The sequence below is a fragment of the Blastococcus saxobsidens genome (assembly GCF_002938435.1).
Classification (GTDB): Bacteria; Actinomycetota; Actinomycetes; order Mycobacteriales; family Geodermatophilaceae; genus Blastococcus; species Blastococcus saxobsidens.
Genome location: NZ_POQT01000002.1, coordinates 205,843 through 228,292, shown reverse-complemented (window position 1 = coordinate 228,292; position 22,450 = coordinate 205,843). Strand labels below are relative to the sequence as shown.

General features: G+C 73.9%; 23 protein-coding genes. 10 read left to right on the top strand and 13 right to left on the bottom strand.

Features of this window, described 5'->3' with window-relative positions; translation table 11 throughout:
- The 5 genes from C5507_RS02385 to C5507_RS02365 form a co-directional block, all read left to right on the top strand.
- Window positions 1-984, top strand: a 984-nt coding sequence (locus C5507_RS02385) for a dihydrolipoamide acetyltransferase family protein (RefSeq protein ID WP_170107053.1), incomplete at its 5' end; no start/stop codon positions are given.
- 26 nt (window positions 985-1,010) lie between these two features.
- Complete coding sequence (locus C5507_RS02380) at window positions 1,011-1,385, top strand: hypothetical protein (RefSeq protein WP_130504283.1); 375 nt, start codon at window positions 1,011-1,013, stop codon at window positions 1,383-1,385.
- A gap of 282 nt (window positions 1,386-1,667) precedes the next feature.
- Window positions 1,668-2,129, top strand: coding sequence for an SRPBCC family protein (locus tag C5507_RS02370; RefSeq protein WP_104526919.1), 462 nt, complete (start codon window positions 1,668-1,670; stop codon window positions 2,127-2,129).
- 228 nt (window positions 2,130-2,357) lie between these two features.
- Window positions 2,358-2,507 carry a hypothetical protein gene (locus tag C5507_RS22610; protein WP_165400471.1) on the top strand — a complete coding sequence of 50 codons (150 nt, stop codon included), beginning with the start codon at window positions 2,358-2,360 and terminating at the stop codon, window positions 2,505-2,507.
- A gap of 298 nt (window positions 2,508-2,805) precedes the next feature.
- On the top strand, window positions 2,806-4,857 hold the full coding sequence (locus tag C5507_RS02365) for a GGDEF domain-containing protein (RefSeq protein ID WP_104526918.1): 2,052 nt from the start codon (window positions 2,806-2,808) through the stop codon (window positions 4,855-4,857).
- Window positions 4,858-4,963: 106 nt separating this feature from the next.
- Here the strand turns inward: C5507_RS02365 and C5507_RS02360 are convergent, their stop codons facing one another.
- Window positions 4,964-5,788, bottom strand: coding sequence for a tyrosine-protein phosphatase (locus tag C5507_RS02360; protein WP_104526917.1), 825 nt, complete (start codon window positions 5,786-5,788; stop codon window positions 4,964-4,966).
- A 43-nt stretch (window positions 5,789-5,831) separates the two neighbouring features.
- Window positions 5,832-7,400, bottom strand: a complete 1,569-nt coding sequence (locus tag C5507_RS02355) for a hypothetical protein (RefSeq protein ID WP_207225865.1) — start codon at window positions 7,398-7,400, stop codon at window positions 5,832-5,834.
- 347 nt (window positions 7,401-7,747) lie between these two features.
- Here C5507_RS02355 and C5507_RS02350 point away from each other — a divergent pair, with 347 nt between their 5' ends.
- Window positions 7,748-10,726, top strand: a complete 2,979-nt coding sequence (locus C5507_RS02350; RefSeq protein ID WP_207225864.1) for a glycosyltransferase family 2 protein — start codon at window positions 7,748-7,750, stop codon at window positions 10,724-10,726.
- A gap of 31 nt (window positions 10,727-10,757) precedes the next feature.
- Here C5507_RS02350 and C5507_RS02345 read toward each other — a convergent pair whose 3' ends face one another.
- The 10 genes from C5507_RS02345 to C5507_RS02315 all read right to left on the bottom strand — a co-directional run bounded on the left by C5507_RS02345 (window position 10,758) and on the right by C5507_RS02315 (window position 17,706).
- A complete protein-coding gene (locus tag C5507_RS02345; RefSeq protein WP_242611216.1) occupies window positions 10,758-11,669 on the bottom strand; it encodes a 3-methyladenine DNA glycosylase in 912 nt (303 codons plus the stop codon).
- A gap of 61 nt (window positions 11,670-11,730) precedes the next feature.
- On the bottom strand, window positions 11,731-11,892 hold the full coding sequence (locus C5507_RS22605) for a hypothetical protein (RefSeq protein ID WP_165400470.1): 162 nt from the start codon (window positions 11,890-11,892) through the stop codon (window positions 11,731-11,733).
- A gap of 40 nt (window positions 11,893-11,932) precedes the next feature.
- Complete coding sequence (locus C5507_RS02340) at window positions 11,933-12,148, bottom strand: hypothetical protein (protein WP_104526915.1); 216 nt, start codon at window positions 12,146-12,148, stop codon at window positions 11,933-11,935.
- Between the two features lie 111 nt (window positions 12,149-12,259).
- Window positions 12,260-14,098, bottom strand: coding sequence for an acyl-CoA dehydrogenase (locus C5507_RS02335; protein WP_104526914.1), 1,839 nt, complete (start codon window positions 14,096-14,098; stop codon window positions 12,260-12,262).
- Window positions 14,099-14,236: 138 nt separating this feature from the next.
- Complete coding sequence (locus tag C5507_RS02330) at window positions 14,237-14,659, bottom strand: lipopolysaccharide assembly protein LapA domain-containing protein (RefSeq protein ID WP_104526913.1); 423 nt, start codon at window positions 14,657-14,659, stop codon at window positions 14,237-14,239.
- Window positions 14,656-14,826: a hypothetical protein gene (locus C5507_RS22600; RefSeq protein WP_165400469.1), complete on the bottom strand. Its 171-nt coding sequence runs from the start codon at window positions 14,824-14,826 to the stop codon at window positions 14,656-14,658. The genes C5507_RS02330 and C5507_RS22600 overlap by 4 nt, the downstream gene beginning before the upstream one ends.
- Before the next feature lie 222 nt (window positions 14,827-15,048).
- Window positions 15,049-15,474 carry a hypothetical protein gene (locus C5507_RS02325; protein ID WP_104526912.1) on the bottom strand — a complete coding sequence of 142 codons (426 nt, stop codon included), beginning with the start codon at window positions 15,472-15,474 and terminating at the stop codon, window positions 15,049-15,051.
- 36 nt (window positions 15,475-15,510) lie between these two features.
- A complete protein-coding gene (locus tag C5507_RS02320; RefSeq protein ID WP_242611215.1) occupies window positions 15,511-16,137 on the bottom strand; it encodes a TetR/AcrR family transcriptional regulator in 627 nt (208 codons plus the stop codon).
- A gap of 211 nt (window positions 16,138-16,348) precedes the next feature.
- Window positions 16,349-16,483, bottom strand: coding sequence for a hypothetical protein (locus C5507_RS23280; protein ID WP_278044327.1), 135 nt, complete (start codon window positions 16,481-16,483; stop codon window positions 16,349-16,351).
- Between the two features lie 71 nt (window positions 16,484-16,554).
- Entirely contained in the window at window positions 16,555-17,706 is a 1,152-nt protein-coding gene (locus C5507_RS02315) for a ribokinase (protein ID WP_242611214.1), read from the bottom strand.
- 101 nt (window positions 17,707-17,807) lie between these two features.
- Between C5507_RS02315 and C5507_RS02310 the strand changes: the two genes are divergently transcribed.
- The 4 genes from C5507_RS02310 to C5507_RS02295 all read left to right on the top strand — a co-directional run bounded on the left by C5507_RS02310 (window position 17,808) and on the right by C5507_RS02295 (window position 20,685).
- A complete protein-coding gene (locus tag C5507_RS02310; protein WP_104526910.1) occupies window positions 17,808-18,149 on the top strand; it encodes a DUF3140 domain-containing protein in 342 nt (113 codons plus the stop codon).
- A 3-nt stretch (window positions 18,150-18,152) separates the two neighbouring features.
- Entirely contained in the window at window positions 18,153-18,860 is a 708-nt protein-coding gene (locus C5507_RS02305) for a methyltransferase domain-containing protein (RefSeq protein WP_242611213.1), read from the top strand.
- Window positions 18,861-18,933: 73 nt separating this feature from the next.
- Complete coding sequence (locus C5507_RS02300) at window positions 18,934-19,962, top strand: type III polyketide synthase (protein WP_104526909.1); 1,029 nt, start codon at window positions 18,934-18,936, stop codon at window positions 19,960-19,962.
- A gap of 66 nt (window positions 19,963-20,028) precedes the next feature.
- Window positions 20,029-20,685, top strand: coding sequence for a response regulator transcription factor (locus C5507_RS02295; RefSeq protein ID WP_104526908.1), 657 nt, complete (start codon window positions 20,029-20,031; stop codon window positions 20,683-20,685).
- Between the two features lie 7 nt (window positions 20,686-20,692).
- On the opposite strand, the gene C5507_RS02290 is transcribed toward C5507_RS02295, so the two are convergent.
- A complete protein-coding gene (locus C5507_RS02290; protein WP_242611212.1) occupies window positions 20,693-22,345 on the bottom strand; it encodes a sensor histidine kinase in 1,653 nt (550 codons plus the stop codon).
- Window positions 22,346-22,450: the final 105 nt, after the last annotated feature.

The window sequence follows — 22,450 nt, the reverse complement described above, 5'->3', positions numbered from 1 at the left end:
CCGGTCCGGCACGGTGGTCTGGAGGTCGGGCGCCAGGCCGAGGCGGCGGCGCTGAGCGAGGCCGCCGCGCCCACGCGGGAGGCCGCACCGGGCCGCCGCGGCCCGCGCCCGCTGGCCAAACCGCCGGTGCGCAAGTACGCCAAGGACCTCGGCGTCGACCTGACCACGCTGGCCGGCTCCGGCGCCGGCGGGTGCATCACCCGCGCCGACGTCGACGCCGCGCTCGCCGCCCGCTCGGCGACGCCGTCCCCGCAGGCCACCGCCGCCGCGCCGGTCGCGGACGGCGCACGCGAGCAGCGGATCCCGATCAAGGGGGTGCGCAAGCACACCGCGGCCGCGATGGTGGCCAGCGCCTTCACCGCCCCGCACGTCACGGAGTTCCTGACCGTCGACGTCACGCGGATGATGAAGCTGCGGGCCCGCCTCGCCGCCCGGCCCGAGCTGGCCGACGTCAAGGTCAGCCCGTTGCTGTTCGTCGCCAAGGCGGTGCTGCTGGCCGTTCGGCGGCACCCGATGATCAACAGCAGCTGGGACGAGGCTGCCCAGGAGATCGTGGTCAAGGACTACGTCAACCTCGGCATCGCCGCCGCCACGCCCCGCGGGCTCGTCGTCCCGAACATCAAGGACGCCGGCCGGCTGTCGCTGGCCGAGCTCGCCGCCGCGCTGGGCGACCTGACGGCGACCGCCCGGGACGGTCGGACCGCGCCGGGCGACATGACCGGCGGCACGTTCACGATCACCAACGTGGGCGTCTTCGGCGTCGACACCGGCACCCCGATCCTGAACCCCGGGGAGGCGGCGATCCTCGCGTTCGGCGCCGTCCGGGAGATGCCGTGGGTGCACAAGGGGCGGATCAGGGTCCGGCAGGTCACCCAGCTGGCGCTCTCCTTCGACCACCGCATCGTCGACGGCGAGCTCGGCTCGCGGTTCCTGGCCGACGTCGGCGCCCTGCTGCACGATCCGGGGAACGCGTTGACCTTCTGATCCGCAGCTCGGCAGGATCGGCGCCCATGGACCGACGTGTGCCCGCGCTGGCGGCGCTGTTCCTGTTCGTCCTGCTGACGGGCGTCGCCATCGTGCTGGGCGGCGCCCGTGCGGGGACGGGGCAGGGCATCGCCCCGAACGCGGTGCAGTTCGCCGGCTACGCGTCCGCCCTGCTGTCGGCCGCGCTGCTGCTGGGCCGCGGCGGCGCCGCACCTCGCCCGCTGGGTGCCGTCGTCCTGGGGGCGACCGTCGTGATGGCGCTGGTCGACGTGCTGACGATGGCCCAGGACGGCGCGGACATCGGCGCGGGCCTCGTGCGGGTGGTCTGCCTGGGCGTCATCGGGGTGGTCACGGCGCGGCTGGCCATCGCTCTCGCGGCGGACCGTCGGACCGCGCCCTAGCGCGAGCTGGTGACGCCGTCGCCCTCTTCGGGGCGGCGGCCGCCACGACCCGTCCACCGGCAGCACGAGCTGACGCCCACCGGCGAGGTGGGTCCGGTACCTGGTCCGGCCGGCCCGACGGCTACCACCTGGCGCAGATGCTCCTCCTCCACGGCCGCCCGGTGCGCGGGAGCGTCGCGGCCCGCCTGCGCCCGGGTCCCTGAGCTGCTGGTTCGACGTGTCATCGCGAGTCCGTCCGGGTACGCGGGGCACGACCGAGTTCGCGAGGAAGAGGAGCAGACAGTGGCCAGCGTGCAGGAGTCCGTCGACGTCGACGTCCCGATCCGGACCGTCTACGACCAGTGGACCCAGTTCGAGTCCTTCCCGCAGTTCATGGGCGGCGTCGAGAGCATCACGCAGATCGACGCCACCCACACCCACTGGGTCACCAACATCGACGGCGTCAAGCGCGAGTTCGACGCGGAGATCACCGAGCAGCACCCCGAGGAGCGCGTGGCCTGGACCAGCACCAGCGGTGAGGCCAAGCACGCCGGGGTCGTGACGTTCCACCGGCTCGCCGACGACAAGACCCGCGTGATGATCCAGATCGACTGGGAGCCCGAGGGGCTGGTCGAGAAGGCCGGTGCGGCCCTCGGCTTCGACGACCGCCAGGTGAAGGCGGACGCCAAGAAGTTCAAGGAGTTCATCGAGAGCCGCGGTACCGAGACCGGTGCCTGGCGCGGGGACGTCCCGCGTCCCAGCTGATCTCCGCAGCCCGACGACGGCGCCCACCCCCGACCCGGGGATGGGCGCCGTCGTCGTCCCGGCGTGCGACCACCCGGGTGCGGGGGCGGCGGCGTGACCAGACTCACCCCGACGAGTGAGGAACCTTCGGCGAAGCATCAGGATTGCCGACGTTTCGTCGGATTAGAGTTGAGTGCGCCTGCGTTACTACGGCCGTAGGCCCCTACGACGACGAAAGAGGACATCGAGATGAGCAGCGTGACGATCAGCTGGCGCCAGCGTCGGCAGGTGGCGCGTACCCGGCGGGCGCTCGACAGGGCGCTCTCCCGCACGAGCAGCCCGGCCATGCGGGACGAGCTGCTGACGATGGCGAACAGCGGCCAGTTCCTCGGCCGCTGAGCCACCGGCCGCGCGCGCGGCCCGCGACATCCCGACCCCGGTCTCCTGGAGACCGGGGTCGCATGCGTTCAGGGGACATCTCGTGACCGATCCGGCGGATGCTGGCAAGGTGTAGCCGTGCAGGTACGCCGGGTCACCCCCGCCGCCCGCTCCGCAGGCTCCCCCCTGCGAGGCAGTGGGCTCAGGCAATGACGACGACGTGCCGATCACCTGTTGTGCAGGAGGAGCGGGCGGGAGCCGAGACGTCACCGACGTCGGCCCGCCCCGCTGCGGACGTCGCCGACGTCGAGAGGACACGATGAGCCAGGAGACCCAGGGGCGCGAGACGTCCGGGGCGACCACCGGCGGTCTCCTCCGCTACGTGCGCGGCCAGGGCGGCGACGAGGCCGTGACCGAGGTCCTGCGGCGTGCCGGGGTCGACGCGACCCCGGCCGAGCTGGACGACCAGTCCCGCTGGTGGAGCTACGACACCCGCATCGCGCTGTTCGCCGCCGCCACCGACGTGCTGGGCGACGCGCGCACGATGTACGAGGTCGGCGCCTCCGCGCTGCGCTCCGGCCTGGCGCACGGGCTGGTCCTGCTGCTGCGCTCCATGGGCACGCCCCGCCAGGTCTTCCGCCAGCTCCCCCGGGCGGTGCAGAAGTTCAGCACCACCTCGACGATGGAGATCCTCGAGGCCGGCCCCACGTGGGCGGCCATCCGCTACCGGCTGCACGACGGCTACCCGCACTCGCGGCTGGACTGCGACTACACCCAGGGGCTGCTCAGCTGCGTCCCGCAGATCTTCTCGTTGCCCGCGGCCGAGATCGTGCACGAGGAGTGCCAGTCCGACGGGCACCCCGCTTGCGTCTACCACCTGACCTGGCAGCGCCGGTCCCGGCTGCCGTGGCGTCGGACGGACGACGCGCTGCCGCTCGACCCGGAACTGCACGCCCTCCGCGGTCAGCTGCAGATCCTGCAGTCGGCCGCCACCGACCTCGTCGCCAGCGACGACGTGGACACCGTGCTGGAGCGCATCGTGTCGCGCGCCGCCGAGGCCGTGCTGGCGCCGGCCTACCTGCTCGCCGTCCACGCCCCGGCCGGGGGCCCGCCCCTGGTGCACGGGGCGGGGGTGGCGCCGCAGCAGCTGCCCCAGTTGGCCGCGACGCTGCTGGACGGCGGTGATCTCGGTCCCGGTGCCGTGGTGGTCGACGTCGTGTCGGCGCGCCGCACGCACGGCCGACTGGCCGCCCTCTACCGGCCCGGGGACGGGGCGATGGGGGACGAGTCCGCGATGCTGGCGGCCTACGCCGGCCACGCCGCAGCCGCGCTGGACCTGATCATCGCGCTCGAGGAGGCCCGCACCGAGGCCGTCCGCGCCGGATCGCTGCTCAGCCTCGCCCACGAGCTGGCCGCGACCACGGAGGCCGCCGAAGTCGCCGAGGTGGTCGCCGAGGCCCTACCGGGCATCGTCGGGTGCCGGACGGCGAGCATCCTGCTCTGGGACGCCGCCAGCGGATCCCTGCGCGCGCAGGCCTCGGTGGGCATGGGCCCCGTGGGCCGGGAGCTCCTGCACTCCACCGCCCTGCGCGCCGAGGACGTCCCCGAGCTGGTCGGCATGCTGACCGGCCGCGAACCGCAGGTCATCCGGAGCGAGACCAGCAGCCCCGTCATGCGCCGCCTCCTCGAGCGGCTCGGAACGTCGGACCTCGTCGCCGTCCCCCTCCTGGCCGACGGCGTCTTCCTCGGAGCGGCGACCGCCGGCTGGCGTCGCGGTGAGGCCCCTGCCCAGCTCGACGGCGAGGTCCTCACCCGGCTGCGCGGGGTCGGCGACCAGGCCACGACCGCCCTGCAGAAGGCGCGGCTGTTGCAGACGGTGCGCCACCAGGCCACGCACGACGCCCTGACCGGGCTCCCCAACCGGGTGCTCTTCCTCGACCGGCTCACCGGGGCGATCGCCGACGCCCACCCCCGTGCCCATCTCGGCGTCCTGTTCTGCGACCTGGACCGGTTCAAGCAGGTCAACGACGGCCTCGGGCACGCCGCCGGCGACGAGCTGCTCCGTCAGGTCTCGGCCCGGCTGCGCGCCGCCGTCCGTCCCGGTGACACGGTGGGACGGCTCAGCGGGGACGAGTTCGCCGTCCTGCTGCCGGGGCTGGAGCAGCCCGCCGACGCGGCCGGCCTCGCGGCACGGGTCGTCGCCTGCTTCACCGACCCGTTCCGGCTCGAGGGCAGGGAGGTCGTCGTGGGCACCAGCGTGGGCATCGCCGTGCACGGCACCGACGGCACCGGCCCCGAGGAGCTGCTGCGCGCGGCCGACGCGGCGATGTACCGGGACAAGCACGACCGGCGGAGCTCGGCACCCCGCTGAGCGGGGCGCCGGGGTCCACCGGTCAGGGGAGGCCCCGCTCGAGGTTGCCGCGGGGCCGACCGATCCTGCCTCCGAGGGGCGGCAGAGCCCCCGGGGACGGTCGGCGCTAGCGCAGCCTGGCGCGCAGCGCCGCCTGCTCGTCGGCGCCGAAGCCGTGCGCCTCGAGCCAGCCCAGCGGTCCGCCGTAGCGCTCGTCGAGGATCGCGAGCACGCGCTCCATCGTCTCCGCGCGCGGCGTGTGGCTGGCGACGTCCCGGCTGACCATGTCCTCGGCGTAGGTCGGGGAGGCGGCCAGCTTGGCCACCAGCGCGTCGATGATCTCCGCGGTGAGCGCGTAGTCGGCGACGATCTCCTCGTGCGGCACCCCGGCCACGGCCAGGGCCAGCGCGACGACGACACCGGTGCGGTCCTTGCCCGCCGCGCAGTGCACGACGGCCGCGCCCGGCACCGGTGCCGCCAAGGCGCGCAACGCGTCCACGACGGCGTCGGACCGCTGCCCGAGGTACCCGAGGTAGGAGCGGACCGCGGGCGGCTCGCCCTCGTCGTGCTCGGCGACCCGGCGGGGGAGGAGCGACTCCAGCCAGCCCTCGGCGAGGTCCTCCGGTGGCTCCTCGACGGCGAACACGTCGGTGTGGTGCCCGCGCTCGGGGAGCAGGCTGAAGTGCCGGTGCGTCACCTCGGCGACGTCGCGCAGCGGGCCCCGGCCCTCGAGCAGGATCTCCGCCGTGGTCCGCAGGTCGATCACCTCGCGCAGCCCGAGGTCGCCGACCAGCCGGCGGACGTCGGCGACGCTGAGGGTCTGCAGGTTGTCGCTGCGCAGGATCCGGCCGGGGGCCGTGCGCCCGCCGTCGGTCGTGGGCAGCCCACCGAGGTCGCGCATGTTCGTCGTGCCGTCGAGCCGGATCCAGCGGCCGGTGTGCGGGGAGGTCACTCGTGCGACGGTACGTCCAGGGCCCGCTGGGGCGGACGCCGGCTCAGCTGCCGGCGGGCTCCCCGGGGATGGCGAACAGCGGCGCCCAGGCCTCGTCCGGCCCGATCGGGAACAGGGTGCCGGGGGCCGTAGCCCGGTTGGCCCAGCGGGCTTCGTAGGGCAGCCCGTCGAGGAGTACGCGGGCACCCCGCTGGTAGAGCGTCTCGGGGTTCCACCCCTCCGTCACGTCGGTGACGGTCGGCACCGGCTCCGGGGCGGACTCCGACTTCTGCACCAGGCCGAGCAGCGCCCAGGGCGACGGGACGGCGGCCGTGGCCGGCAAGGACGGATCCACCCCCACGGCGTACCAGCGGGCCTGGTACACGTTGCCGTGCCATACGACCTTGTAGCCGGCCGGGTACTGGGCCTCGGCCCGCCAGATCGGGTAGGGGCTGGTGCTCGGGTCGTCGACGACCGGCTGCCGACCCGTGTCCGCCACGGTGTCGCTGATCTGCACGGTGGGGCCGTCGCCGCCGAGGCCGGCGAACGCGTCCACGAAGGCCAGGGGCTCCTGGGCGACACCGCTGCACGTGTTCGAGTGGACGGCGACGTCGGCGAAGCTCGCGCCGCAGCCGGTGTCCCGGTTCAGCGACCACAGCGAGATCCGCCCCAGACCGGTGTCCCGCGCGAAGGAGGCCAGGGTCGAGGCGTCGTCGAGGGTGAACACCTCGCCCTCGACGTCGTTCTGGCCGATCATCGGGGTCGCGCCGATCCGGCTCCAGACCTGCCGGTCGCTCAGGGTGGTGCCGATCTCCTCGTAGAGGGCGCGGACCTGCCCGGCGGTGGCCCGCAGCGCCTGCTCGGTCGCCGCGATCATGGACTGCTCCGCGGGCTTGGCCCCTCCGTAGTCCATGGTCATCACGTTGACGCCTGCCAGCTCCACCCCACCGGCCAGCGTGGCCCGCACGAGGTCCACGCCTTCGGCGGTCATCCCGGTCGGGGCCACCGGCACGGTGAGCCACACGGCGAGGGGAGAGCCGTCGGCCGCTCGCTCGCGCTGCAGGTCGGCCAGGGCCGCGGCCCGCCGGTCGGCGGCGGCGAGGTCGGCGACGGCGGTGCCCTCCACGTCGAGGTCGACGGCGGACAGGTCGTAACGCTCCACGACCTCGCGGTAGGCGTCGGTGAGGTCGCCGGTGTCCGTGCACGTGACGGCGAGCTCGTCGTTGACCAGCCCACCGAAGCTCACCATGACGTCGCCACCGGCGGACCGCAGCTGGTCGATCCGGCGGTCGAGCTCGAGGTCGGTGCCGGCCTGCTCGAGGGAGTAGTAGCCGCCCCAGCTCGGTGCGCAGCCGTTCTCGGGGTCGGCTACGACGAAGGCCAGGGCGACGGTCCGCGCCGGGTTCGCCGACGGGTCCTGGAACTGGAAGGTCGGGGTCAGGGTCACGTCGACGTAAGGGACGCTCCAGGACTGGTTCGTCGCCCCAGTCCGGTCCGCGGCCTCGGTCACCGAGACGAATCCCCCACCGGCGACCGCCGCGACGACCAGCAGCACCAGGCCCAGGCGGGGCCAGGACAGCCGGCGCGCAACCGGCTGGTCCTCGCCGGGGGATACGGCGCTCGATGCGCCCATGGAAGCCCTCGCTCTCGTCGACGCAGTTCCGGCCGGACTGCGGGTGGGTGGCTCGACCTGGGCAACAGCCTGCCCCGGAAGCGCGCTCGGACGACGGGACCGGGCTCGGAGCTCACCACGAGGGGTGAGCGGGGGCAGCGGCCGGAGCCGCCACGCGCGCAGGATGCCATCCGACGTGGGGGACGCCGGTCGGACGCCTGGCACCCGTCGACCTGACGAGCACGAAGGCGGAACAGATGCGACGCACCCTTCCCGATCCGCACCGGCCGGACGTCCGGCGGCAGTGGGGGAGCGACCGGCGGCGCGAGCCACTTCCGCTGGTGCCCGCGAAGGTGTCCGAACGGCGCATGGCGATCGGCCGGCTGGCCATCGTCCTGACCGTCTCGGCGTGGGCGGTGTACGTGGCCTTCACCATCGAGCAGCAGTTCATCGAGGGCAAGGCCGACAGTGCGCGGCTGGTCATCGAGGCGATCGTCTATCTGCTGCTGATCACCGGGCTGGCGACCTCGGCCATGGCGTATCTGATCACCCGGATCGGGTTCTTCTACCGCAGCCGGGCGCACACCCGGGCGTCGCGCGCCGTCCTCGACGCCTTCTTCGACCAGCCCGCGGCCCCGGTGACGGTCCTCGTCCCGTCCTACCAGGAGGACGAGCGGGTCATCCGGACGACGCTGCTGTCGGCAGCGCTGCAGGAGTACCCGGCGCTGCACGTGGTCCTGCTCGTCGACGACCCGCAGAACCCGACGACGAACCGGGCCCGGGCGCTGCTGGAGGACGCGCGGGCGCTCCCCGGCAGCATCATGGCTCAGCTGGAGGTGCCGGCCGGCCGCTTCCGGGCCGCCCGCGACGCCTTCGAGCGGGCGGTGGCGGGCGGCACCGGGCGGGCCGCGACCGCAGACGACGTCCGCGAGCTGGCCGGGCACTACCGGTTCGCCGTCGAGTGGCTGCACGAGCTGGGCGCCCGGCACGAGACCATCGACCACACCGACGTCTTCTTCGTCGACCACGTGGTCGGTGCGCTGGCCGCCGACCTCGGCACGGTGGGCGAGGCCCTCGCCAGCGCGGCCGACGAGGGAGCGGTCCTCGCCGGGGACCGGCTGCTGCAGCTCTACCGCCGGCTCACCGCGACCTTCGGCGCACGCGTCAGCAGCTTCGAGCGCAAGCGCTACCGGTCCCTCTCGCACGAGCCGAACAAGGCCATGAACCTCAACAGCTACATCGGCCTCATGGGCGGTAGCTACCGGGAGGTCCAGACGCCGGTGGGGCTGGCGCTGGTCAGGTCCACCGCGCGCGCCGCCGACCTGGCGGTGGAGGAGCCGGAGTACGTGCTCACCCTGGACGCCGACAGCATGCTGCTCCCGGAGTACGCCGCACGGATGGTGCACCTGCTCAGCCAGAGCGCGCACAGCCGGGTGGCCGTCGCGCAGACGCCGTACAGCTCGTTCCCGGGCTCGGCGACCCGGCTGGAGCGGATCTCCGGTGCGTCGACGGATCTGCAGCACATCGTCCACCAGGGCATGACGCAGTACGACGCGACCTTCTGGGTCGGGGCGAACGCGGTGCTGCGCAAGCGCGCGCTCGACGACATCGTCGAGGTCGACTACGACGGCGACTTCGAAATCCGGCGCTACATCCAGGACCGCACGGTCATCGAGGACACCGAGTCGACCATCGACCTCGGGGTGCACGGCTGGGCGCTGCTGAACTACCCGGAGCGGCTGGCCTACTCGGCGACCCCGCCGGACTTCGGCTCGCTGTGCATCCAGCGCCAGCGGTGGGCCAACGGCGGGCTGCTGATCCTCTCGAAACTGCGCGAGCAGGTGCGGGCCCGCCGGGCGCGCGGGGAGCGCAACCGCTTCGGTGAGCTCTTCCTGCGGGTGAACTACATGGCCTCCATCTTCTGGAGCTCCGTGTGCCTGGTCGTCATGCTCTTCTACCCGTTCAACGCCGAGCTGCTCAACCCGCTGCTGCTGCTGGTGTCGGTGCCGTACTTCCTCACGATGGCCGGGGACCTGCGCGCCACCGGGTACCGGCGGACCGACGTCCTGCGGATCTACGGGTTCAACCTGATCCTGTTGCCGGTCAACCTGTCGGGCTCCTTCGCCTCGATCCTGCAGTTGATCACCGGGGAGAAGAGCGCCTTCAAGCGGACCCCGAAGGTCCGTGACCGCACGACGGCGGGAGCGGTGTTCCTGCTCGCACCGCTGGCGCTGATCGCGTTCTCCGCCTACACCGTCGTCGTGGACATCCAGTCGCAGCACTGGGGCCATCTCGTCTTCGCCGGGCTCAACACCGCGCTGGCCACATACGCCATGGTCGCGTTCGTCGGCCTCGGCAACACCGCGGTGGACCTGTGGGTGCACCTGCGGGACTGGCTCTACCGCCCGGTCGAGCCTCGCCGGCAGGCGGCGGTCCAGGTGGTCCGGCCGTCCCGGTCGCCTGGCGCCGCGCAGCCCCGGTCCGTCGCCGTCCCGTCGGTTCCCGACTGGGCCTCCGTCCTGCACTACGGCATCCCGGGCGGCGTCGCCGTGCCCACGGCCGGTGGCAGCGGGCGGGACGTCGTTCGCGTGCCGGCACCGCGGTCGGCCCCGCCGGCCGAGCCGGACGACAGCGCCGTGGTGGCGGCGTTCCGCGACTTCATCTTCTTCACCGTCTTCCAGCCGATCGTCGACCTGGCGACCGGCGAACCGGTGGGCTACGAGGCGCTGTGCCGGTTCGCCGACGGACGCGCGCCCCAGGAGCGGCTGGACGCGGCGACCGACCGCGGCCTCGGCGTGGACCTCGACGGCGCGCTCCTGCGGGCCTCGCTGGCTGCCGCCGCCTCGCTCCCCGAGGGCGCATGGGTGTCGGTGAACGTCTCCCCGGCGCTGTGGAGCTCGCCGCGAGAGCTCGCCTCCATCGTCAGCCGTTCGGCCTGCCCGGTGGTCCTGGAGTCCGGCCCGCTGGCCGGGGACAGGAACCCGTCGTCGCACGAGCTGCCGATCGGTGTGCAGGTCGCGCTGGAGAACCCGCTCGTCGGGTACGACAGCTTCCGGTGGGTGGAGGAGCACCGGCCGGCGTTCCTCAAGCTCGGACGGGAGACCACGGCCGGAATCGAGCAGGACGCCGCGCGCCGCGCCCTGCTCGGGGCGCTGGTGCCTTTCGCCGAGGAACGGGGGTGCCGCGTCGTGGCCTCGGGCGTGGAGACCGCTGCCGAGCGGGACGCCCTCCGGGAGGCGGGAGTGCAGCTGGGGCAGGGCTTCTACCTCGGCCTCCCGGCGCCTGCACGCGCTCTGGAGCTGCCGGCTCGCGGCGCCGAGCCGGTCGAGGTCGCGGCAGGGCTGTGATCACCAGGGGGTGGGGCGCCCCACCCCCTGGTCACTGTCGCGGAGTCGGGGCCGGCCCTGGGCCTAGCACGGCCTCGCACGCCTCCAGCAATCGGCGCCGCAGCGCCACGCCCCGGTCGGCGAAGGCCCGCTGGGCGGCGACGTACTCGGCCTTGCCCTCGGCCGTCTCGATGGCGACGGGTCGGTATCCGTGGGCGCGCAGGTCGTACGGCGAGGCCCGCATGTCCAGCTCGCGGACGTCGGCGGCCAGTGCCAGGCAATCGGCCAGCAGCTCGCCGGGCACGGCGGGTCCGAGCTTGTAGGCCCATTTGTAGAGGTCCATCGTCGCGTGCAGGCAGCCGGGCTGCTCGAGCGCGACCTGTGTCTCGCGGCTGGGCTGCAGGCGGTTGCGTCCGAGCGCTTCCGGGGTGAAGAAGCGGAAGGCGTCGTAGTGGCTGCACCGGATCTGCGCGCCCTCGACGACGGCGTCGGTGCCCGTCCGGCCCAGCCGCAGGGGGAGCGGGTGGCGGCGCTCGTCGGCCCGGTAGACCATCGCCCACTCGTGGAGCCCGAAGCAGCCGGTGAACGCCGGCCGGGACGAGGTCGCGGACAGCAGCTCACGGATGAAACGCACGGTTCCGGCGCGATCGGCCAGGAATGCCGCGTGATCCAGCCCGGCGACGCCCCTGACGTCGGTGCGGTACCACCGCCATCCACCGTGCGGCGCCGGCCCGCCCTCGCGCGGGGCCAGTGCCGTGCCGGCTCCTGGGTGCCAGCGTCGCAACCGACCGGGGGACTCGCGGTAGTACGTGAACAGGAAGTCCAGCACCGGGTGCGGTTCCCCCCGGCGACGGCGCTCCAGGTGCGGGGTGACCCATTGGTCCACCCGCATCTCGTGGCGGGTGGACCGGTCCTGCCACTCCACCGGCGGCAGGACCGACGTCAGAGCGGGAGCGGGGCGCACCTGCTCAGGATATTGGGCCCCTGCAGGGCCAGGTTCCGAGCGTGCGAGGGCGGGGGACTTGTCAGCCCGCTGCGTTACCGGGGCGGACGACGCCGTCGTCGGCCTGGGCGTCCTCGTCGGTGGTCAGGGTCGCGCTGCCCTCAGGTCCCTCGGAGTTCTGGTCCTCGGCGACCGGGCCGTCCTCGGTGTCGGGGGACTCGCCGTAGCCGGTGGGGTCGCTCATCGTTCTCCTCGGGAGGTCGCGGTCGGGCGTGCGTTCTGGCTCATACCTCGCCGGACGCGCCGGCACGCCTGGTGCGGGCGATGTCACCGTCGGCGCCGGCCGGGAGGTCGTCGCCCTGGGCCGCGTCCCGCTCGATCGCCTCGTCGGCGGTGAGGGGCACGTCGTCGAAGGACGACGCGGAGTCGCTGTTGTCGCCGGTGCCCGACGCGGTCGGGATGTCCTGCTCGATGCGGTCGCTGCCCTGCGGGTCGCTCACGGTCTCCTCCTGGAAGGTCGGCGTCCTCCCGCCATGCCCGGTGACCGGTCCCGGAAACGGCCGACGGCCGCCTCCCTGGGGGAGGCGGCCGTCAGGACGCTGGTGCCGGGCTCAGAACGCGGCCTCGTCGACCTCCATGAGCGCGTTGTCGGTGTTGTCGACGATCGCCCGCTCCGAGGTCAGCCGGGGCAGCACCTGGGTGGCGAAGAACCGGGTGGCCGCGAGCTTGCCTTCGTAGAAGTGCTTGTCGTTCTCGCTGACGTCGCCGGCCAGGGCGGCCAGGGCCACCTCGGACTGGCGGATGAGCAGCCACGCGGTGATCAGGTCGCCGGTGGCCAGCAGCAGTCGGCTGGTGTTCTGCGCGACCTTGTACAGCGCGGTCATGTCCTCCTGCGCGCCGGTCAGGTGGTTGAACATCGCGGTGAGCATGCCCTGGACGTCCTGCAGGGCGGCGCCGAGCAGCGCGCGCTCCTCCTTGAGGCGGCCGTTGCCGGCCTCGCCGTCGACCGTGGCCTGGATCTGCTCGGCCAGCCAGGTCAGGGCGACGCCGCCGTCCTTGACGATCTTCCGGAAGAAGAAGTCCTGGCCCTGGATCGCCGTCGTGCCCTCGTAGAGGGTGTCGATCTTGGAGTCGCGGATGTACTGCTCGATCGGGTAGTCCTGCAGGTAGCCGGAGCCGCCCAGCGTCTGCAGCGACTCGGCGGTGAGCAGCTGGGTGGCCCGCTCCGAGCCGAAGCCCTTGACGATGGGCAGCAGCAGGTCGTTGAGCCGCTCGGCGAGCTTCGCCTTCTCGGCGTCGCCCTCGGCCTCGGCCTCGGTGACCTGGTCGCGGAAGCTGGCCGCGTACAGGTACAGGGCGCGCATCCCCTCGGCGTAGGACTTCTGCAGCATGAGGGAACGCCGGACGTCCGGGTGGTGGGTGATGGTCACCCGCGGGGCGTCCTTGCTGGTGGCGGTGAGGTCGGCACCCTGCACGCGGGTCTTGGCGTAGTCGAGCGCGACCTGGTAGCCGGCCGACAGGGTGGCGATGGCCTTGGCTCCGACGAACATGCGGGCGTGCTCGATGACCTTGAACATCTGCGCGATGCCGTCGTGCACCTCGCCGACGAGCCAGCCCTGGGCCGGCACCGGGCCGTCGCCGAAGGTGACCTCGCACGTGGTGGAGACCTTGAGGCCCATCTTCTTCTCGACGTTGGTGACGTAGGCGCCGTTGCGCTCGCCCAGCTCGCCGGTCGCCAGGTCCACGTGGAACTTCGGCACGACGAACAGCGACAGCCCCTTGGTGCCGGCCTTCGCGCCCTCGGGGCGGGCCAGGACCAGGTGGATGATGTTGTCGCTCAGGTCGTGCTCGGCGGAGGTGATGAACCGCTTCACGCCGTGGATGTGCCAGGAGCCGTCGGGCTGCTCCACCGCCTTGGTGGTGCCGGCGCCGACGTCGGAGCCGGCGTCGGGCTCGGTGAGGACCATCGTGGCGCCCCAGTTGTGCTCGAGCATCAGCCCGGCGAGGCGCTTCTGGTCCGGGGTGCCCAGCTCGTCGAGGATGGCCGCGAAGGCCGCACCCGAGCCGTACATGAACACCGCCGGGTTGGCGCCGAGGATCATCTCGAAGGCGCCCCAGGTCAGGACGTGCGGCGCACCGAAGCCCCCGAGGTGCTCGGGCAGGTCGAGGCGGGCCCACTCGCCGTCCTCGACGGCCTTGTACGACTTCTTGAACGACTCGGGGAGCTTCACCGAGTTCGTCGCCGGGTCGAAGACCGGCGGGTTGCGGTCGGCGTCGACGAAGGACGCCGCGACGGGGCCTTCCGCCAGCTTGCGGATCTCGGCCAGGATCCCGCGCGCGGTGTCGGCGTCCATCTGCTCGAAGGGACCCGTGCCGAACTTGTCCTTGGTGTCCAGGAACTCGAAGAGGTTGAACTCCAGGTCCCGGAGGTTGGCGGTGTAGTGCGTCATTGCGCTCAGGCTCCCGTGCTCCGTGCCGGTGTGCGGCGTACTGCTACTCGCGAGTAACAAACGCTATTACTCGCGGGTAGCAACGGCAAGCGGTGGGGTCTGCGACACGCCCGCACGGGGGCGTCTGACCCGGACGGGTCAGCGGTTGCGGCGACGGGCGCGCCGGACCAGACCGGCCAGCCACACCAGCAGGCCACCCAGCACGGCGGCGATGAGCAGGGCGAGCACCAGCGGTGCGTCCACGTCGGTGAAGACCAGGCTGATCTGCACCGTCTGTCCGTTGAAGACCACGAACAGCACCAGCAGCACCGTGACGAAGATCAGCAGCGCCAGCGCCAGGGTGCGCCCGATGGCCCGGCCGGTGTGGCGCTCCCGGGGCGGGGCCTGCTGCGGCGGCTTGCTCGTGGCCGGATCGGGCTGGGCCGGACCCGTCGGACCCGCCGGATCCGGGCCGGTCGACGCCGGACCGCCGGACGCCGGGCTGTCGCTCCGGTGGCCGCCGAGGCCCACGCTCAGCGGGTCGGACGGCGAGCCGCCCGGGCGCTGGTCGGGGGCGCTCATCGGGCGTCCGGCTCGGTCTCGGCGGGCGGGTAGCTGGGGCCGGCGACCCCGCTGGCGGCGCCGGGGGTGCCGCCCTGCGACTCCTCGTCACCGGGCGGTGCGACCTCCGCGCCCAGCGGTGCGGCGTCTCGGTCGGAGCCTGTGTCGTTCTCGTCGGGCATGGTCACCCGGAAGGTCTGCCCGGCGGGAGGGTCGGGGAAACCGCCGCCGCGCAGCGGAAGGCCTGCTCAGCGGGGGTGGCGAGAAGTCACCCCGTGGCCCCGTGCCCTCGTGCAGGGAAGCAGGGGTGTGCCGCGGCCGTCGGGCCCCTGGTGCTCCGCAGCCGGTCCCTGGCGGGCGCGTCGTGGACACGCGTCCGGCCGCGCGGGGCGGGACGCGCCGTGCCGGACTCAGTCGGCGAGCGCCGGGCCGGCCTCGTGGTTGGGGTGGCCCGCCGTGCGCTCGCGCTGCTTCATGCGGGCCTCGTAGACGTGCCGGTCACCGCCGGCCAGCTCGTCGCGGGCCCGGGCGTCGTAGGCGCGGAAGCTGCTCCAGTAGTTCTCGTCGAAGTCCTCGACGATCTGGAAGGTCCAGCGGTCGGCGATGACGTTGCGCCCGACCAGGTCACGGTCCAGGTCGGCGGCGAGCACACCGGCGCCGGCCTGCTCGAACAGCTCCACCGACTCCTGCAGCAGGCGGTCGGCCTTGCCGGTGAGCTGGTGGAAGGCGTACAGGAAGCCCCGGGCCTGGTCGACGGTCTCGAGGGCCTCGGAGAGCTTGCCCAGTGCCTCGACCGTCGTGTCGTCGAGATCGGGCCGGGTCCGGTCGCTGGTCACCCGCCCATCCTGCGGCGCGGGCGGGCGGCCCGCAGGTCAGCCGCGGGCGACGGCGGCGTCGACGAGCTTCTCGGCCAGCTGGCGGCCGTGGGCGGCCGGCCCGTCGGGGCCGAGGAGCCCGCCGGAGAGGTACATGCCGTCGATGATCAGGTGGATCTGCGCGGCGAGGTCCTCCCCGTTGCCCGGGACGATCTCGTCGGCCAGGCGCTCGAGGCGGGTGTGCAGCTCGAACTTGTAGTCGGCGGCGGCGCTGCGCGCCGGGTGCTGCGGGTCGTCGTACTCGCTGCTCACGTTGGTGAAGGGGCAGCCGCGGAACCCGGTGCGGGTGACGTCCCGCTCGACGGCGTCCACGACCGACAGCAGCGCGGCGCGCGGGTCGCCCTCGAGGCGCTCGAGCTCGGCGTCGATGAAGGCCAGGACCGTCGAGGCCTTGCGGCTCAGGTAGGCGCCGACGAGGTCGTCCTTGCTCTTGAAGAGCCGGTAGACCGTCATCTTGCCGAGGCCGGTCTCGCGGACGAGCTCGTCCATGCCGACGCTGCGCGAGCTGCGCCCGGAGAACAGCCGCTCCGCGGTGTCGAGCACGATCGCCTGACGCTCTGCGCGGCTGCGGCGGACCGGTGCCGAGCTGTCGTCGGCGGGAACGAGATCGAGAGCGGCGGTCACGTCAGCGAGGATGCACCAGCCCCGTGACGGAGCAGTTCGCGGCACGCCGGGCTGGTTGCTCTGGGTGACGAGAGGCGCCCGAGCTGTTCGGGACTCCGGGGATCGGTGGTGCCGATGTGGTCACCCACCGTCATGACCATGACGTGCTGGAACGGCCCGCTGCCGGGGCCCGCCGCGACCTCGCGAGTGGTGGGGAGCAGCGGGTCCTTCGTCAGTTCCGGCGGGTGCGGCGGGGGTTGGCGAGCATCTGGGCGACGGCGCGCGCGGCGGCCTCGACGCGGGGCTCGTCGGTGGACGTACCGGAGGACCCCTGGGTCGTGCGGTGCTGGTCGGCGTTCTTCTCCATGTGCCGCAGGGTGCCCGGCGGGTGACCGGCCGAAACCGCCGCACCGCGGGCACCCCCCGGCCGGGGGACGGTCAGACGTCCGGCGTGTCCGCGTCGCCGTCGGCGGTGTCCCGGGCGCCCTCGGCGGGCTCCTCCGGGTGGGGGGTGCGGCCGCTGCCCCCGGCCTCCTCGCCGGCCGGGTCCCCTTCGGCGCGCTCGGCGCTGTGGGGCGTGCGGTGGGACTCGGTCATGTCGGCTCCTCCTCGTGCTTCGTCTCGGGAGGCCTGTGCCCGGTCCTCCGGTGGCCGAACCGCGGGTCGGTCCACCGGTGTCGCCGGAGGGACGCGGGGGAGCAGCAGCTCGACGGCCTCCTCGTCGGGGAGCGCGCCGCGTGCCCCCGGGCCGGTGGTGGACAGCGCGGCGGCGGCCACCGCGTGCCGCACCGCCTCGGGCAGGTCCGTCCCGCGGGCGAGGGCCTGGCCCAGCGCGCCGGAGAAGCAGTCGCCCGCGCCGGTCGTGTCGACGACGGGAACCGGCGGCGGCGCCTGGAGCAGCACCGGCCCGCCGTTGCCCGGGACCACCAGCGCGCCCCGCGCCCCCAGGGTCACCACGACGTCGCCGTTGCTCACCGACCGGGCGAGGGCCGCCAGTTCCTCCGGCGAGCGGTCCGCGGGAGCGGCGCCGGCCAGGTGCACCAGCTCGTGCTCGTTGGGCACCAGCACGTCCACGCGCGCCAGCAGCTCCGTCGGCAGCGGCTGCGGGGGAGCGGGGGTGAGGACGACGGTGCCACGGGCGGTCCGCGCCGCCGCGGTGACCGCCGCCATCGGGACCTCCAGCTGCAGCAGCACCACGCGCGCGTCCCGCACCGACGGGACGTCGACGTCCTGGGCCGTCAGCGCGGCGTTCGCCCCGGGGACGACGACGATCAGGTTCTCGCCGCTGCCCTCCTCCACCGGGATCGTGGCGCTGCCCGTCGGCGTCCCCGCGGTGCGCAGCACGCGGCGGACGTTCACCCGCGAGCCGGCGAGGGCGGCCAGCTGCCGGTCACCGGCCGGGTCCTCGCCCACGCGCCCGACCATGTGCACGCCCGGACCCAGCAGGCCGGCGGCGGCCGCCTGGTTGGCACCCTTGCCACCCGGCGCGAGCGAGGAGGACCGGGCCACGACGGTCTCCCCGCGCCCGGGCAGCCGGTCGACGGCCACGAGCACGTCCTCGTTGAGACTGCCGACGACGGTGACGGACACGCGGACCTCCGGGGGCTGGCGGGCCACCAGCAGTACCAGACCGCCGGTTTCCGCCGGTCGGTGGCGCGGTAGGAGGGGACGACGAGGCGAGCGGAGGACCCATGGCGGGCGAGGACCCAGGAACGATCCGGCGCGAGTTCGGCGAGGCGGTCAACATGACCGCCGGTGAGCTGGAGAAGTGGCTGGACACCGACGAGTCGAAGTCCGTCGGGCAGAAGGACGGCGACGGGGAGTCCACCGGGCACGCCTCGGGACGGCGGATCGTCGAGCTGCTGCGCACGAGGAAGGACGACCTGACCGACGACGACCTGGCGCACATGCGCAAGGTGCACGGCTACGTGCAGCGGCACCTCGCGCAGGAGCCGAAGCAGGAGGACGTCGAGACCTCGAAGTGGCGGTACTCCCTGATGAACTGGGGCCACGATCCGCGGAAGTCGGGGTAGCCCGTGCGAGCGACGGCCCTGCCGCGCAACGACCCTGCCCAGTACGACCAGCTGGCCGACCAGTGGTGGGAGGCCTCCGGGGGATTCGCGGCGCTGCACTGGCTGGCCGCCTCCCGCGCCGAGCACATCCCGCCCGCGGCCGGCGCCGGGGCCCTGCTGGTCGACCTCGCCTGCGGTGGTGGCCTCATGGCGCCGCACGTCGCCCGGCTCGGCTACCGGCACGTCGGCGTCGACCTGGGCGTGGAGGGCCTGCGCGTGGCCCGCGGGCACGGCGTGCTGCCGGTCCGCGGATCGGTCCTGGCCGTCCCGCTGGCCGACGGCTGCGCCGACGTGGTGGTCGCCGGCGAGATCCTGGAGCACGTGGAGGACGATGTCGGCGTGCTCGCCGAGTGCGCCCGGCTGCTGCGGCCGGGCGGGACGGTGGTGGTCGACGCGCTCGCCGCCACCCGGATCGGCCGCTTCCTCATGGTCACGGTGGCCGAGCGGCTGCCGGGCGGACCGCCCCCGGGGATCCACGACCCAGCGCTGTTCGTCGACCGGGAGCGGTTGCTGGCCGCCGCGGAGCGGCTGGGCCTGGATCTGCGGCTGGTGGGCCTGCGGCCCTCGATGCGGCAGGCGGTGGCCTGGGCGCTGGGCAGGCGCCGGGACGTGGCCATGAAGCCGGTCCGCTCCACCGCGGTCGTCTTCGCCGGGTACGGGCGGAAAAGGTGAGTGAGCAACGACGTCCCGCCGGACGTACCTTCGAGAGCATGATCCCGAGCAGGCCGTCCGCGGAGCGGCGCAGGTGACCGCCGCCGTCGTCACCGGCGCAGGGTCCGCGCTGCCCGCCGCACTGGACCAGGAGGCCGCCTGGGACGGGTTCTTCGCCCGGCACTACGAGGGTGTGCGCGCCGCCGAGCGGATCTTCATGGGTGCCGGTGTGCGCCGCCGGCACGCGGTCGCCAACCCGATCGACGAGGACCTCAGCGGCTGGGGCACGGGGGCCCGCATGGCCCGCTTCATCCAGGAGGCGCTGCCGCTGGGCAAGCAGGCGGTGGCCGGCGCGCTGGACGCCGCCGGTCTCGCGCCGGGGGACGTCGGGCTCTTCGCCGTCGCGACCTGCACCGGGTACGCGACCCCCGGCCTCGACATCCGGCTGGCCAGCGATCTCGGCATGCCCGCCGGGCTGCAACGGCTGCTGGTCGGGCACATGGGCTGCTACGCCGCCATCCCCGGGCTGGCCGCGGTGGGCGACTTCGTCACCGCACGGTCCCGCCCGGCGGTGCTGCTCTGCTGCGAACTGACCAGCCTGCACGTGCAGCCGGCGCAGCGGGACCTCGAGCAGGTGGTGGCGCACGCGCTGTTCTCCGACGCCGCGGCCGCCGTCGTCGTCGAGCCCGGGGCCGGTCGCGGGCACCGGCTGGCGGGCATCGTCGCGCGCACCGACGCCTCGACCGCCGACCACATGACCTGGGACGTCACCGACCTGGGCTTCCGCATGGGGCTCTCGCCGAAGGTGCCCGACGTGCTCTCCCGGCACGTCGGCGACGTCGTCGACGAGCTGCTCTCCGCAGCCGGCCTGCGCAGCGAGGACGTCGCCGGCTGGGCCGTGCACCCCGGCGGCCCCCGGATCATCGACGTCGTGCGGGACGAGCTCGGCCTGCGCGAGGAGCAGGTCGCCGCCTCCCGACGGGTGCTGGCCGAGCACGGCAACTGCTCCTCGGCCACCGTGCTGCTCGTGTTGCAGGAGCTCGCCGACGTCGACGGCCCGATCGTGGCCATGGCGTTCGGGCCGGGTCTGACGCTGTACGCCGCACTGCTGCTCCCGGTCTGACTGTCGGCCGGCCGCCACAGGCCCTACGCTGAGTGACGAGCGTCACGCAGCGTCAGGAGGTGGCCCATGGGCACCCCGGTTCCGCAGGTGCGGGTGTTCCTGGTCGACGACCACGAGGTGGTCCGCCGCGGGGTGGCCGACGTCCTCGAGGACGATCCCGGCATCGCCGTCGTGGGGGAGGCGGGGACGGTCGCCGACGCCCTGGCGCGGGTGCCGGCCGTCCGGCCCGACGTCGTCGTCGTGGACATGCGGCTGCCCGACGGCACCGGTGACGCCCTCTGCCGGGAGCTTCGGGCCCGGGTCCCGGGACTGCCCTGCCTGGTGCTGACCAGCTATGGCGACCAGGAGGCCCGGGACGCGGCTCTGCGGGCCGGTGCCGCCGGTTTCCTGCTCAAGCAGGTGCGCGGGCCTGCCCTGGTGACGGCCGTGCGCACCGTGGCCGGTGGCGGCACCGTGGACGGCGGAGGCCCCGGGGGTGAGGCGCGCCGGACCGCGTCCCGGGGTGCCGACCGGCTGGCCGTCCTCACCGACCAGGAGCGGATCGTCCTGCGGCTGATCGGCGAGGGGCTCACCAACCGCCAGATCGGGGAGCGGATGGGTCTGGCGGAGAAGACGGTGAAGAACTACACCAGCCACCTGCTGGCCAAGCTGGGGCTGGAGCGGCGCACCCAGGCGGCCATCCTGGCCACCGAGCTGCGCGAGACGCGGCAGCCCGGACGCTGAGGGGCGCTCAGGTCGGGTGCGGCACCGACCAGTCGATCTCCGTCCCGGAGGCGGCCGCCTGCACCGTCAGGCGACCGCCGCGCCGCTCCGCACGGTCGGCCAGGTTCGCCAGGCCGCTGCGGGCGGCGACGGACGGCATGCCCCGGCCGTCGTCGGTGACGACGACCTTCACCTCGCCGTCCGTGGTGACCGTGGCCGTCATCCGCGTTCCTCCGGCGTGCCGCACGACGTTCGTGACGAGTTCCCGGACCACGGCCACCACGTCGGCCACCAGGTCCGCGGGCAGCTCCTCCACCTCGCTGTGCACCCTCAGGGCCACCCGCAGCCCGTGCCCCTCCGTCACCGACCGCACCACCTCGGCGAGCCGGCGGCGGACGGCGGCGGGGGAGGCGTCATCGGCCAGGTGCAGCTCGAAGATCGACGCCCGGATGCGGGCGATGGTCCCGTCCAGCTCGTCCACCCGTTCGGCGATGCGGGCCGCCTCGGACGGGGAGGTCTCCTCCAGCGAGCGGCCGATGCGGTCCAGCGCCAGGGCGGTGGCGAAGATCCGCTGCACCACGTGGTCGTGCAGGTCGCGGGCGATGCGATCCCGATCGGCGTGCACCTGCAGCCGGCGCTCCCGCTCCTGGCTGCGCACCAGCTCCATCGCGACGGTCGCGTGGGTGGCGAACGCCGCCGCCAGCTCGAGGACGTCGTCGTGGAACGCCGGGCGGCCGTGCACGCGCAGGGCGACGAGCGTGCTGCGCCGCGACGGGCTGCCGAGCGGCACGTAGAGCGCCGGGCCGTACGGCACGACCAGCTCGCCGACCACGTCCGAGTGGTCGGTCCCAGCGGCCGGAGTGGCGGCGTCCTGCAGCAGCGTCGGGACGCCGGAGCGGTGGGCACGGCCCAGCCGGGTGTCGCCCAGTGGCACGTGGACGCCCTCCCAGTCGGCGGCCAACGGTCCGACGGCCGCCGTGATCGCCAGCGCTCCCTCGTCGCCCGGCACGGGTGAGAGCACGCCGACGGCGTCGGCACCGGAGAGCTTCGCCACCCGTGCTGCGGCGCCGCGCAGCACCTCGTCGGCCGGGGTTCCCGACAGCAGTGCGGTCGCGATGTCGGTGCCCGCCTGCGACCAGGCCCGCTGCTGCTCCGCGTGCTCCAGGAGCCGGGCGTTCTCGATGGCCAGCCCCGCGACGGCGGCCAGCGCCCGCGCGGCCTCGAGGTCGCCGGCGCTGAACGGCCCCCCGGTCCGCTTCTCGGTGAGGTAGAGGTTGCCGAACACCGAGTCGCGCAGCCGGACCGGGACGCCCAGGAACGACCGCATCGGCGGATGCCCGGGCGGGACGCCCACCGATGCGGGGTGGTCCCGCAGATCGTCCAGGCGCAGCGGTTCCGGCTGCTCGACGAGGACCCCCAGCAGACCGGCCCCGGCCGGAGGGCGGCCGATCCGCTCGTGGTCCGCGGCGTCCATGCCGACCGTGACGAACCGGTCCAGCCCGCGACCGTCCGGGGTGAGCACGCCGAGGGCCCCGTAGCCGGCACCGACCTGCGCCACCGCCGCTTCGACGATGGCGCGCAGGGTCGCCTCCAGCTTGCTGCCGGACACCGCCGCCAGGACCGCCGCCGTCAGGGACGCGGCGTCGTCGCTCGCCGGGGAGCCCGGGTCGGGCGGGGTCACGGCCCGACCGTCGGGGCGTCTGTGCAGGTGCGGGAGGCGATGTGCCCATGGTGCTGCGCGCGGCCGTCGTGGCCCAGGGACGAAAGGCCCGTGACAGCGCCGGCG